The organism is Flavobacterium sp. MMS24-S5, assembly GCF_050320125.1.
GTDB lineage: Bacteria > Bacteroidota > Bacteroidia > Flavobacteriales > Flavobacteriaceae > Flavobacterium > Flavobacterium tyrosinilyticum.
Genome location: NZ_CP190016.1, coordinates 4,307,965 through 4,321,245 on the forward strand (window position 1 = coordinate 4,307,965; position 13,281 = coordinate 4,321,245).

The 13,281-nt window shown below is 34.2% G+C and carries 7 protein-coding genes; all 7 read left to right on the forward strand.

What is annotated here, in order from left to right; all coding sequences use genetic code 11:
- The first annotated feature begins 140 nt into the window (after window positions 1–140).
- Window positions 141–3,155, forward strand: coding sequence for a tetratricopeptide repeat protein (locus tag ACPWTF_RS19830; RefSeq protein WP_427872642.1), 3,015 nt, complete (start codon window positions 141–143; stop codon window positions 3,153–3,155).
- 104 nt (window positions 3,156–3,259) lie between these two features.
- Window positions 3,260–4,123, forward strand: a complete 864-nt coding sequence (locus ACPWTF_RS19835; RefSeq protein ID WP_427872643.1) for a PhzF family phenazine biosynthesis protein — start codon at window positions 3,260–3,262, stop codon at window positions 4,121–4,123.
- Between the two features lie 139 nt (window positions 4,124–4,262).
- Window positions 4,263–6,014, forward strand: a complete 1,752-nt coding sequence (locus tag ACPWTF_RS19840; RefSeq protein WP_427872644.1) for a TonB-dependent receptor — start codon at window positions 4,263–4,265, stop codon at window positions 6,012–6,014.
- A 177-nt stretch (window positions 6,015–6,191) separates the two neighbouring features.
- Window positions 6,192–6,641 (forward strand): hypothetical protein, encoded by a 450-nt coding sequence (locus ACPWTF_RS19845; protein ID WP_427872645.1) that lies wholly within the window; start codon window positions 6,192–6,194, stop codon window positions 6,639–6,641.
- Between the two features lie 572 nt (window positions 6,642–7,213).
- Window positions 7,214–8,890 (forward strand): asparagine synthase B, encoded by a 1,677-nt coding sequence (gene asnB, locus ACPWTF_RS19850; RefSeq protein WP_095931434.1) that lies wholly within the window; start codon window positions 7,214–7,216, stop codon window positions 8,888–8,890.
- Between the two features lie 315 nt (window positions 8,891–9,205).
- The gene (gene asnB, locus ACPWTF_RS19855) at window positions 9,206–10,822 is read left to right on the forward strand and encodes an asparagine synthase B (RefSeq protein ID WP_427872646.1); all 1,617 of its coding nucleotides are present in this window, start codon (window positions 9,206–9,208) and stop codon (window positions 10,820–10,822) included.
- A gap of 413 nt (window positions 10,823–11,235) precedes the next feature.
- Window positions 11,236–13,176: a DNA topoisomerase (ATP-hydrolyzing) subunit B gene (gene gyrB / locus ACPWTF_RS19860; protein ID WP_427872647.1), complete on the forward strand. Its 1,941-nt coding sequence runs from the start codon at window positions 11,236–11,238 to the stop codon at window positions 13,174–13,176.
- Window positions 13,177–13,281: the final 105 nt, after the last annotated feature.

Below are 13,281 nucleotides of genomic sequence, written 5' to 3' on the forward strand. Positions count from 1 at the left end.
AGAAAGTTTGAGAACCAATAATTTGAAGTTTTACAGAGCGTAAAATAGTAACAGTTTCATAATTTGTTCATAATAAAACCTCAAAACGTTTCGTTATAACCCTTATAAAATGATACATTTGAATACTAAATATTATTAAAATGCGTAAACTTTCCAGGTTCTTTTTATTCCAAATTTTCCTTGCTTCGACTATGGCTTCGGCACAAAAATCGGCGATTTATACGTATGAGTTAAAGGATTTTGACAAAGCACTGGCTTTATATAACGACAAACAATATGCCTCGGCACAATTGATTTTTGAAAAAGTAAAAAATAATACTACTAATGAAGAAGTGCAGTCTGACTGTGCTTACTATATTGCAAATTCTGCCATAAGAACCAATAAAGCAAATGCCGATGCTCTAGTAGAACAATTTGTGAATGATTATCCAACAAGCACCAAACAAAATCAGGCTTATATCGATGCCGCGCAATTTTTCTTCGAACAAGGAAATTATCCAAAAGCTTTGCAATGGTTTGATAAAGTAGACGAAAGCTACATGAGTAAAACAGAATCGGATAAGTTTAACTTCATGAAAGGTTACAGCTATTTTAATGCTAAAAAGAAAAAAGAAGCAACTAACTATTTTAATAAAGTGGTAAATTCTAAAGAATATGGTTCTCAAGCCAAATATTATTTAGGATTTATGGCTTATGAGGGTGACGATTACAAAGAAGCAACGAAGTATTTTGATGAGGTTTCGGGTGAAGAAAAGTACAAAGAAAAGCTTTCGTATTATCAAGCGGATATGAATTTCAAGTTAGGAAATTTCCAAAAAGCGATTGATTTAGGATTGGTAGCCATGAACAAATCGAACGACATTGAAAAATCAGAACTGAATAAAATTATTGGAGAAAGTTATTTCAACTTGAAGCAATACGGAAAAGCAATTCCGTACTTAGAGCAATATGCAGGTAAAAAAGGAAAATGGAACAATACCGATTTCTACCAATTAGGTTATGCGTATTATGAACAGAAAGAGTATGAAAAAGCGATTTCTCAGTTCAACAAAATTATTGAAGGAAAAGACTTTGTGGCTCAGAATGCCTATTATCATTTAGGTTTAAGCTATTTAAATACAGGCAAAAAGCAAGAAGCTTTAAACGCTTTTAAGAATGCTTCTGAAATGGATTTTAATGCTCAAATTCAAGAAGACGCAGCTTTAAATTACGCTAAATTGAGTTATGATATTGGAAATGCTTATCAAGCTGTTCCAGGTATTTTGTTGGATTTCCTTAAAAAATATCCAAATAACTCAAGCCGTGCAGAAGTAGAAAAACTTTTGGTTGATTCTTATATTTCTTCTAAAAACTACAAAGAAGCTTTGGCTTTATTAGAAAAAAATAGAACTGCAGAAAACAAAGCGGCTTACCAAAAAGTGCTTTTTTACCGCGGACTAGAATTGTACAATGAATCTAATTATCAAGAAGCGGGTAAAATGTTCAAAAGCGCGATCAACGAGCAAAAAACACCTGAATTTACAGCACGTGCCACTTTCTGGAAAGCAGAAACAGAATATTTGAATGATGATATGCAAAATGCTCTTCTGACTTACAAACAGTTTGCAGGAATGGCTGCGGCAAAATCTACAGACGAATATAAAAATATCAATTATAATATTGGTTACACGTATTTTAAATTGAAAGAATACGATCAGGCTGCAAATTCTTTTCAAGCTCAAATTGATAATTCTCCATCAGATAAAGTTCGTTTAAACGATTCTTATTTGCGTTTGGGAGATTGTCGTTTTGTAACTTCAAAATATAGCGCGGCAAATGAAGCTTATGCAAAAGCAATCGCAGCAAAAGGCGTAGACGCAGATTATGCTCAATTCCAAAAAGCGCTTTCTTACGGATTTATGTCAAATAATGCGAAGAAAATAGAGGAGTTGAATAATTTCCTTCAGATGTACAAAAAGTCATCTTACCGTGATGATGCTTTATTTGAGTTAGGAAATACCTATGTTGCAGAAAAGAAAAACGATCAGGCAATAAAAACGTATGATCAATTGATCTCTGAATTTAAAGATGGATCATTCACTTCAAAAGCAATTTTAAAACAAGGCTTGATTTATTACAATTCAGATCGCGATCAATTGGCTTTGACGAAATTTAAAAAAGTAGCTGCAGAATTCCCAAAAACGCCAGAAGCTTTAGAAGCGGTTGCAACAGCAAGATTAATTTATGTAGATTCTGGAAAAGTTGATGAATATGCGACTTGGGTTCGTACATTGGATTTCGTAGCGGTTACAGATGCAGAATTGGATAACGATACTTACGATGCGGCTTTTAAACAATACGGTCAAAACAATTCTAAGCAAGCTATTACCGGTTTTGCAGGTTATGTTTCTAAATTTCCAAACGGATTGCATGCATTGGAAGCTAATTTCTATTTAGGACAGCTTACTTATGCAGAAGGTTCTGAAACAAAATCTATTGCAAATTATCAGTTTGTAATTGATCAGCCTAGAAACGAGTTTACAGAACAAGCTTTAAACAGATTGGCTCAGATTTATTTGAAAGCAAAAGATTGCGATAAGGCGATTCCAGTTCTAACAAGATTAGAAAGCGAAGCGGATTATCCTCAGAATAAAACTTTTGCTCAAGCGAACTTGATGAAGTGTTACTACGACAAAAAAGATTATGACCACTCTGTAGTTGCAGCTGAGAAAGTATTAGAAAATCCGAAATCAGACGCAGGCGTAAAAGCAGATGCTCAGATTATTGTAGCGCGTGCAGCAATGCAGACAGGAAATGAAGATAAAGCTAAAACAGCTTACGCTAAACTTTCAGCTTCATCAAAAGGAGAATTGGCTGCAGAAGCTTTGTATTATGATGCGTATTTCAAAACAAAAGAAGGAAAATATGACGCTTCTAATGTTGCTGTTCAAAAATTAGCAAAAAGCTATTCTGCCTATAAATATTACGGAGCAAAAGGTTTGGTTTTAATGGCGAAAAATTTCTACGGATTAAAAGATAGTTATCAAGCAACATATATTTTAGATAATGTAATCAACAATTTTACAGATTATCCAGATGTTGTTGAAGAAGCTAAAAAAGAATTAGCAGCAATTAAATCGGAAGAATCAAAAACAAATTCGTCGATTAATAAATAAGAATACAAGAGTATAGAATAAAGAAAATAGAAAAAAGATTTAAAGCAAAGAGAAGAAAATCTATTCTCTATTTTCTTTATTCTATTCTCTAAAAAAATAAAACAATGAGTTTACCTTTTTACATAGTTGATGTTTTTGCTGATAAAAAATATGCTGGAAATCAGTTGGCGGTTTTTATGGATGCAGAAAATTTAAGTACAGCACAAATGCAGCAGATGGCTCGCGAGATTAATTTTGCGGAAAGCACATTTGTAACCAAACTAGATAGAGAAAATAATAAAGCAGAGATTAGAATTTTTACTCCTGCTCATGAAATGCAGTTTGCAGGACATCCAATCATTGGTACCTCTTGGGTTCTGATGAATAAGATTTTTGATAATTCGCCTAATGAAATTAAACTGGAAGTTCCGATTGGGCCAATTGCAATTTCTAAATCAGATGATTTGATCTGGTTAAAAGCGGCGCAGCCAAAGTTTTGGGATACTTTTTCTAAAATAGATTTTACCTTTTTCAGTAATCTGCAAGTGAGTGATTTCGAAAATCAATTTCCAATTCAAGAAGTTACAACCGGAAGCGCTTTTGTTATGGTTGGATTAAGCAGTAAAAGAGCTCTTGAAAATTTGGTTCTGGATAAAGATAAAGCTGATGAATGGATGAAACAGCACTGCAAAACAGATCATAGAGGTTTATACTTTTATTATTTAGAAGGAGAAAAACTGTTTAGCCGAATGTTGTGTGTTGAGCATAATCAATTGGTAGAAGATGCTGCGACAGGAAGTGCCAGTACTTGTTTGCAAGCTTTTTTGCTAAAATATCATAAACCTGAATTTGAATTGACAAATCATCAGGGAGATTACATAGGCCGTCCATCTGAAATTTATTTTAACGGAAAACTAAGCGGAGATTTGTTTGATATTAGAATAGGAGGTAAAGCTCAGTTTGTGGCTAAAGGTGATTGGGAAGCTTAAGTGAGAATATAGAAAATAGAACAAAGAAAAAAGATTTTAGAATATAGAAAGAGAACAAAGAGTTTTTAGCATAAGAATTAAGAAATGGCGTCAGTCTACTTTCTATACTCTTTTCTCTATACTCTTAAAAAGAAGAAATATGAAATTAAATTGCCAGTATAAAATTATCGTTTTACTCGTATTGTTTGTAGGTCAATTTTCGTTTGCGCAGAAGAAAAATGAAAGTATAGGAACGGAAACTGTAAACGTTGTAAAGCCGTATTCGCCAACTATTTCAGATGCTTTTAAAGTAAAAGAAACGCCTTCGCTTGACGATAGCGGCAATCAGCCGAAAGAAGTTATTAAATACAGTATTTTGTCTGTTCCTGTAGCATCGACTTTTACTCCTTCAAAAGGAAAAGCAGAAGGGGTTGAGAAAGCTAAAAAAGAAAGATTGTTTAATAACTACGCAACTTTGGGTGTTGGAAATTACAGCACTTTAAATGCAGAATTATTTGTAAATCATGATTTAGGAAATAATGATTATGTAGCAGGAATGTTTCGTCATCATTCTTCTCAAGGAGGCATCAAAGATGTAGAATTGAATGATGAATTTTACGATACGGCAATTAATGTAGGTTATGGCCAGAATAATAGAGATAACAACTGGAATGTAGATTTAGGATATCAAAACCAGATTTACAATTGGTACGGACTTCCAGCTGACTTTGGTTCTACAATTCCAGATCAGCGCTATGATTTAGTAAACAGCATCAATCCGGATCATTCTTATAATACGATTTGGTTGGGCGGAAATGCCGAATTTACAGAAAGCATTTTTAGTAATCTTGCTGCAAAATTCACGCACTTTTCAGACAGTTATTCTTCATCAGAAAACAGATTTTTTGTAAAGCCAACTTTTACAGTTGATGTAATGGATCAGGAAATTAAAACCAATGTAATTGTAGATCACGTAAGCGGTTCTTTTAAGAATAGTTATTTGCAAAACAATACAGAAGATGTAAAATATGGTTTTACGAATGTAGGAATCGAGCCAAGTTTTGTGATTCATGAAAACGATTGGACTTTAGAATTAGGAGCAGGAGTTTTCTACAGTGGAGATACAGAAAATAGTGGTAATAAATTTTATTTCTATCCAAAGGTAAACGCCTCGTACAAACTGGTTGGAGATTTAATGATTTTTTACACAGGGGTAGATGGAGCTTTAAAGCAGAATTCTTACGCCGATTTTGTAACCGAAAATCCGTTTCTATCACCGACCTTAAATATGCGTCCGTCAAGTACGCAATATAATGTTTTTGCTGGTCTAAAAGGGAAATTGGCAAACAATGTAAACTATAATTTGACAGGTTCGTACTTAAATGAAAAAGACAAAGCATTATTTAAAGCTAATGATTATACAGAAGTGATTACGAATGAAGATTATGCTTTTGGAAACTCTTTTGGAGTGGTTTATGAAGACATTAGAACGTTACGTTTTTATGCAGAATTAAAAGCTGATTTCTCGCAAAATGTAACTTTCGGAATTAACGGAACTTTTAATAGTTATAATACTGATAATGTTGTTGAAGCATGGAATTTGCCAACAATGAAATTAAGTTCAACTTTAGACGTTACTATTACTAAGCAGTGGTATGCAGGATTGAATGTGTTTTACGTGGGTGAAAGAAAAGATATGCAGACAAATACTTCTTTAGGAATTGATACTACACCAATTACTTTAAAAAGTTATTTTGATGCCAATGCTCACGTTGGATATAAATTCAGCGAGCGTTTAACGTTTTTCTTAAAAGCGAACAATATTGGAAATCAAGCGTACCAAAAATGGCTGAATTATCCTGTACAAGGATTCCAGATTTTAGGAGGTGCAAATTATAAATTTGATTTTTAAGAGATCTTTGCCATAAAGATACCTAGGCACAAAAACATTTTACATGAATGTGCCTTTTTTTTTCAGCCATGAACTCATGAATTTTTTGGAGTAGATTCGTGAATTCGTGGCTGTTTTTTTTAATAAAGGAAAAACCTTCGCATCTTTGCAGCTCAGAACCTCAGTACCTCAAAAAAAATGACTTTCAAAGAAAAAATATATTCCCATTACACTCAGATGGTTCAGGACCGAATTGATGTTTTTAGAGACATGATTTCAAATCTGACAGAAGATTCAAAAAACGATGCCAAAGGTTCAGCCGGAGACAAACACGAAACGGCCTTATCAATGATGCATATCGAACAGGAAAAATTGACTACTAAACTAAAAGAAGCAATTGAACAAAAAGCAATTTTAGACAAAATAGACCCGTTTAAAACTACTGAAAATATAGTTTTAGGAAGTTTGGTAAAAGCAAACGGAATCTATTTGTATGTGAGTGTTGCGCTTCCTAAAATAACAATTGACGGAATTAATGTGATTGCGCTTTCTCCGCAATCTCCTTTAGGAAATCATTTAATGGGAAATAAAGTAGGATTTCAGTTTGAAATAAATAAGACGCATTATACTATTCAAAGCGTTGAGTAATCTAAAGTTGACTACGGGCAACTTTGTCAAAGTTTCAAACTTTGACAAAGTTCTCTAAAGATTAGATATAAAGTAACTCCACACAGTTTGTCATTTCGAGGAACGAGAAATCTCCACAAGTAACTCCGCAACGTAAATCGCCAATCTTTGTAGAGCTTCTCGCGGAGATTTGCTTTGCCTATTCGCTATCGCTCGGGTCTCGTTCCTCGAAATGACAAACAGTGCGTTTAATTGTCGCTAATATTTTTTGGGAGATACAATTATATTGTGTAAATTATAATTCCAAAACAACTTTTACTGTCTTCTTTACGAATCTTTCATCTGTAGTAGAATAACTCAAAAATTAATTCAAAAAACGGGTTTAAACTTTCAATTTTCAAACGGTTTTCTAGTCAAAATTAAAATTTTCAAGTTTTGAGCTTATTTTTACTTTTAAATTTTACATTTTATATGTAAAAATGAAATTATGGTTATAGAATGTAATTGAAATCAATGTTTGTGTTTTTCAATTGTAACTAATATTCCATCTTTGCCCTATCAAATTAAAATTTAAAGAATTAAAATATAAAATTATGTGTGGAATTGTATGTGCCTTTGATCTTAAACAAAAAGCCGAAGCGTTAAGACCTCAAGTATTAGAAATGTCAAAAATCATTCGTCACCGCGGACCAGATTGGAGCGGAATTTACAGCAATGATAAGGCGATTCTTTCTCACGAGCGTTTGGCAATTGTAGATCCAGCTTCAGGAAAACAGCCTTTATTTACAGAAGACAAAAAACTAGTTTTAGCTGCAAATGGTGAGATTTACAACCACAGAGATTTGCGTAAACAATTTGAAGGAAAATATAACTTTCAAACAGAAAGTGACTGTGAGGTTATTTTAGCTTTATATAAAGAAAAAGGAGTAAGCTTTGTAGATGAACTAAACGGAATCTTTGGTTTTGCAATTTATGATGTTGATAAAGATGAGTATTTTGTAGCTCGTGACCACATGGGAATTATTCCATTGTATATTGGATGGGATCAACACGGAACTTTTTATGTTGCCTCTGAGTTAAAAGCTCTTGAAGGATATTGTACAAAAATCGAATTATTCCCTCCAGGACATTATTTATCAAGTAAAGACGGAGAATTTGTACAATGGTACAAAAGAGACTGGACAGAATATGATGCAGTAAAAGACAACGAAACTAGCATTCCAGAAATTAGAAAAGCATTGGAAGCTGCGGTTCACAGACAATTAATGAGTGACGTTCCTTACGGAGTTTTACTTTCTGGAGGTTTGGATTCTTCTATTACTTCCGCTGTAGCTAAGAAATTTGCTCAAAAAAGAATTGAGTCAGATGATACTACAGATGCTTGGTATCCACAATTGCACTCTTTCTCAGTTGGTTTAGAAGGTTCGCCAGATTTAGCTGCAGCGAGAAAAGTGGCAGATCATATTGGGACTATTCACCACGAAATTAAATTCACTATTCAAGAAGGTTTAGATGCAGTTCGTGATGTAATTTACAACTTAGAAACATATGATGTAACTACCGTTAGAGCTTCAACTCCAATGTGGTTAATGGCAAGAGTGATCAAATCGATGGGAATCAAAATGGTTCTTTCAGGTGAAGGGGCAGATGAGTTATTTGGAGGATATTTATATTTCCACAAAGCACCAAATGCTAGAGAATTTCACGAAGAAAACGTTCGTAAATTAGGAAAACTTCATATGTACGATTGTTTGCGTGCCAACAAAAGTTTAGCGGCTTGGGGAATCGAAGGACGTGTACCTTTCTTAGATAAAGAATTTATGGATGTTGCCATGCGCATCAACCCACAAGATAAAATGATCAACAAAGAACATCCGATGGAAAAATGGGTTGTTCGTAAAGCTTTTGAAGACATGCTTCCAGAAAGTGTGGCTTGGAGACAAAAAGAGCAATTTTCTGATGGAGTAGGATACAGCTGGATTGATACTTTGAAAGAAGTAGTGGCAAGAGAAGTTTCGGATGAGCAATTAGCAAATGCTAGATTTAAATTTCCGTTGCAAACTCCAACTTCAAAAGAAGAATATTACTATCGTTCTATTTTTACAGAACATTTCCCAAGTGATGCTGCGGCATTATGTGTGCCTCAGGAAGCAAGTGTGGCTTGTAGTACCAAAATTGCTTTGGAATGGGATGAAGCTTTCAAAAACATGAACGATCCATCTGGAAGAGCGGTTTCAAGCGTTCACGATGATGCCTACGTTAAAGCATAATACGAGTTTAATTTTTAGAATTAGTATATATTTTTTAGGAAAAACGTTCTCTGTCGAGAGCGTTTTTCTTGTCTAAAGTAATTTACTGTCTTAAATTTCTCATTGACTGCAAACAAGCAAGCTATTAATTGATTTTCTTTTGATATATTTGGTGTCTGCAGTATTATTGTTAAACACTTGATATTTTAACGAATTTAATAATGGAAAGCGAAAATTAATATTTAGTTTTGCTTTCAGTCGAAAATTTTAATGATTTTTTAATGTTCGCTTCACGGCTGAGCAATAATGAAAAATAAAATAAAAAAATAGAATATTATGTCTGGATTGTTGGCCGTAATTGGTAAAGGAAAAGACCCGAAACTTGTAAAAGAACTTTCTGAAAGAATGTTGCATCGTGGTCCTGATGAAAGTGATGTTCGCATTATGGAAAATGGCAGTATACTTTGTCATGAGAGTTTATCGATTATCGATCTTAATTCGGGTAGGCAGCCAATTCAAGGAACTGATAAAGCTTGGATGGTACATGATGGCGAAATTTATAATTATCAGGAACTGAAAAATACAGTTTTGCAACATCATACTTTTAGAACAGAATCAGATTCAGAAGTGATTGTACATCTTTATGAGGAATTTGGATATGATTTCTGTAATAAACTAGACGGAGATTTTGCTTTTGTGGTTGTGGACGGCGATAAATATATTGCAGGTCGTGATCCAATAGGGGTAAAACCTTTGTATTATGGTTTAGATGAAAGAGGACGAATCTATTTTTCATCAGAAATGAAAGCTATTGCAGATCAGTGCAAATCGTTTTCTACTTTTCCTCCAGGGCATTATTACACGGCAAAAACAGGTTTTGTAAAATATTATCATCCAGAATACGAAGATCATAAAAATGCAAATCAGGCATTAGATTTAGGGTTGATTCGTGAAAGTCTTATTCAGGCAACACGCAAGCGCTTATTGGCAGAAGTTCCTCTAGGAGTTGTGCTGTCAGGAGGCTTGGATACTTCTTTGATTTCGGCTATTACTTCAAGATTATTAAAAGAAAAAGGACAGAAATTGCACTCGTTTTCTATTGGGTTAGATGCTGATGCGCCAGATAATATTTCGGCTAGAAAGGCTGCGGAATTTTTAGGGACAGAACATCACGAAATACATTTTTCTGTAGAAGAAGGAGTTAAAGTTTTAGAAAAAGTAATTTATCATATTGAAACGTATGATATTATTTCTGTACGTTCGGGTGTTCCAATGTATCTGCTTTCTAAAGCCATTGCTGATCAGGGCATAAAAGTAATCTTATCAGGAGAAGGGGCAGATGAGGTTTTTGGAGGACATTTGTACTTTAGAAATGCGCCTTCAGAAGAAGAATTTCAAGATGAAACAATAGAAAGAGTTCAGAAGCTGTTTACAGCCGATTTACTTCGCGCAGATAAAACGACAATGGCAAATGGTTTAGAAGTTCGAATTCCATTTTTGGATACAGAATTTTTAGATGTTGCTATTCGAATTAAAACAGAAGAAAAACAGCCTAAATCATATGATGGCGTTGAAAAATATATTTTAAGAAAAGCGTTTGATACTCCAGAAGATCCTTATTTGCCTTCGGAAGTTTTGTGGAGACAAAAAGAACAGTTTTCTGACGGAGTGGGCTACAATTGGGTTGATGAATTAATTGAGTATTGTGCGTCGCAGGTTACAGATGAGCAATTATTTGGAGCAAGTGCAGAATTTCCATATAACTCGCCAACGACTAAAGAAGCGTACTTGTACAGATCAATTTTTCATAAATTCTATCCACAGGTCAGCGCGGCACAAACTGTGCGTAAATGGATTCCAAAATGGCAAGAAAACCTTGATCCAAGTGGAAGAGCAAATGCTGCCCATTTAAATGGTAATTTTGAACCAGTGAAAACGAGTGTTATTGCTTAAAAAGTGAAATTTCAATTTTTTTAAATTCCAAATTCCAAAACCAAGAGGGAGAATTCAAAAAAAAAATAAATTCCAAGTTGGAACTGATATAAGAAAACCGAAATGCATTTTAATGTCATTTCGGTTTTTTAAATTTAATATATTAGGCAGGTTTTCAAAATTTGATTCGGTATTTCAGGTTGAGATTTGGAGTTCGAGATTTGGAATTTGGATTTTCAAAATTGGAATTTGATATTTAAAATTATAGGATTTTCAAAAATTTTGAATTTAAACTCATTTTTGGGTTTATTTTTTGGTTTTTCAGACAATTGTGTTAATAACTTAAGTGCTTTAACTCGTATTTTAATGGGTATATAGCTTGCGATTTCATATATTTGCGTGTTAGACAATAAATACATTTTAGAATAAATTATATGAGCGAAGAAATCAAGAAGAACAATTATTCAGCAGATAGTATTCAGGCATTAGAAGGAATGGAGCACGTAAGAATGCGTCCATCAATGTATATTGGAGATGTAGGAGTTCGAGGACTGCATCATTTAGTTTATGAGGTTGTTGATAACTCTATTGATGAGGCCATGGGAGGGCATTGTGATACTATTAGTGTCTCAATAAACGAAGATGGTTCTGTTACAGTTGAAGATAACGGACGTGGTATTCCAGTAGATTTGCATAAAAAAGAAGGAGTTTCTGCTCTTGAGGTTGTAATGACAAAAATTGGAGCCGGAGGTAAATTCGACAAAGATTCATATAAAGTTTCTGGAGGTTTACACGGGGTTGGGGTTTCGGTTGTAAATGCCCTTTCTGTTCACATGAAATCTACTGTATTTAGAGAAGGTAAGATTTATGAGCAAGAATACGAAAGAGGAAAATCTTTATATCCAGTAAAACAAATCGGAGAAACAGATAAAAGAGGTACGCGCCAGACTTTTTATCCAGATGATACCATCTTTACTCAAACTACCGAGTTTTCATACGATACGCTTTCAGCTCGTATGCGTGAGCTTTCTTTCTTAAATAAAGGAATCACAATTACTTTTACAGACAAGAGAGAAGTTGATGAAAAAGGCGAATTTAAAAGTGAAGTATTCCATTCTGATGAAGGGCTTAAAGAATATATTCGTTATTTAGATGGTAACCGTGAGCCAATTGTTTCTCATGTTATCAGTATGGATAATGATAAAGGCGAAATTCCTGTTGAGGTTGCCTTAATTTACAATACAAGTTATACAGAGAATATTTTCTCTTATGTAAATAATATCAATACGCACGAGGGAGGAACGCATTTACAAGGTTTTAGAAGTGGTTTGACTAGAACGCTTAAAAAATATGCAGATGCTTCTGGTTTATTAGATAAATTAAAATTCGAAATTGCTGGAGATGACTTCCGTGAAGGATTAACGGCTATTATTTCGGTAAAAGTATCTGAGCCTCAGTTTGAAGGACAGACGAAAACTAAGCTTGGAAATAGAGAGGTTGTTTCTCCGGTTTCTCAAGCGGTTGGAGAAATGTTGGAGAATTATTTGGAAGAAAATCCAAATGATGCAAAATTGATTATCCAAAAAGTAATCTTAGCAGCTCAAGCACGTCACGCAGCGAAAAAAGCGCGTGAAATGGTACAGCGTAAAACCGTTATGGGCGGTGGCGGATTGCCAGGAAAATTATCTGACTGTTCGGAACAAGATCCAGCAAGATGTGAGGTTTACCTTGTCGAGGGAGATTCGGCTGGTGGAACAGCAAAACAAGGACGTGATCGTAACTTTCAAGCGATTCTGCCATTACGTGGTAAAATCTTGAACGTTGAAAAAGCGATGCATCATAAAGTATTCGAAAACGAAGAGATTAGAAATATCTTTACTGCATTAGGAGTTACAGTAGGAACTGCAGAAGATAGTAAAGCATTAAATCTTGAAAAACTTAGATATCACAAGGTAATAATCATGTGTGATGCCGATGTCGATGGTAGCCACATTTCTACCTTAATATTAACATTCTTCTTCCGTTTCATGAAAGAGCTTATTGAAGAAGGTCACGTTTACATTGCAGCACCGCCTTTATATTTAGTTAAGAAAGGAAATAAGAAAGAATACGCATGGAATGATGTTCAGCGTGATCAGGCTAACGAAAGAATGGGGGGAAGTGCCAATATTCAGCGTTATAAAGGTCTTGGAGAGATGAACGCGGAGCAATTATGGGAAACTACAATGGATCCGAATTTCAGAACTTTACGTCAAGTAAACATTGATAGTCTTGCCGAAGCTGATCAAGTTTTCTCTATGTTAATGGGTGATGAAGTACCGCCTCGTAGAGAATTTATCGAGAAAAATGCAGTTTATGCAAATATTGATGCATAAAATGAAAATTTAATAATTCCAATTCGTTTAATTGTTTAAATTTACTAGACAATTAAACGAATTGTCTTTTTAAAGAATAGACAAAATTAATAACCGATAAAGTAA

Bases quoted from the DNA above. Each gene is read 5' to 3' on its own strand.
- ACPWTF_RS19830 (WP_427872642.1), top strand. From the start codon at position 141: ATGCGTAAACTTTCCAGGTTCTTTTTATTCCAAATTTTCCTTGCTTCG.
- ACPWTF_RS19840 (WP_427872644.1), top strand. From the start codon at position 4,263: ATGAAATTAAATTGCCAGTATAAAATTATCGTTTTACTCGTATTGTTT.
- ACPWTF_RS19845 (WP_427872645.1), top strand. From the start codon at position 6,192: ATGACTTTCAAAGAAAAAATATATTCCCATTACACTCAGATGGTTCAG.
- ACPWTF_RS19835 (WP_427872643.1), top strand. From the start codon at position 3,260: ATGAGTTTACCTTTTTACATAGTTGATGTTTTTGCTGATAAAAAATAT.
- gyrB (WP_427872647.1), top strand. From the start codon at position 11,236: ATGAGCGAAGAAATCAAGAAGAACAATTATTCAGCAGATAGTATTCAG.
- asnB (WP_427872646.1), top strand. From the start codon at position 9,206: ATGTCTGGATTGTTGGCCGTAATTGGTAAAGGAAAAGACCCGAAACTT.
- asnB (WP_095931434.1), top strand. From the start codon at position 7,214: ATGTGTGGAATTGTATGTGCCTTTGATCTTAAACAAAAAGCCGAAGCG.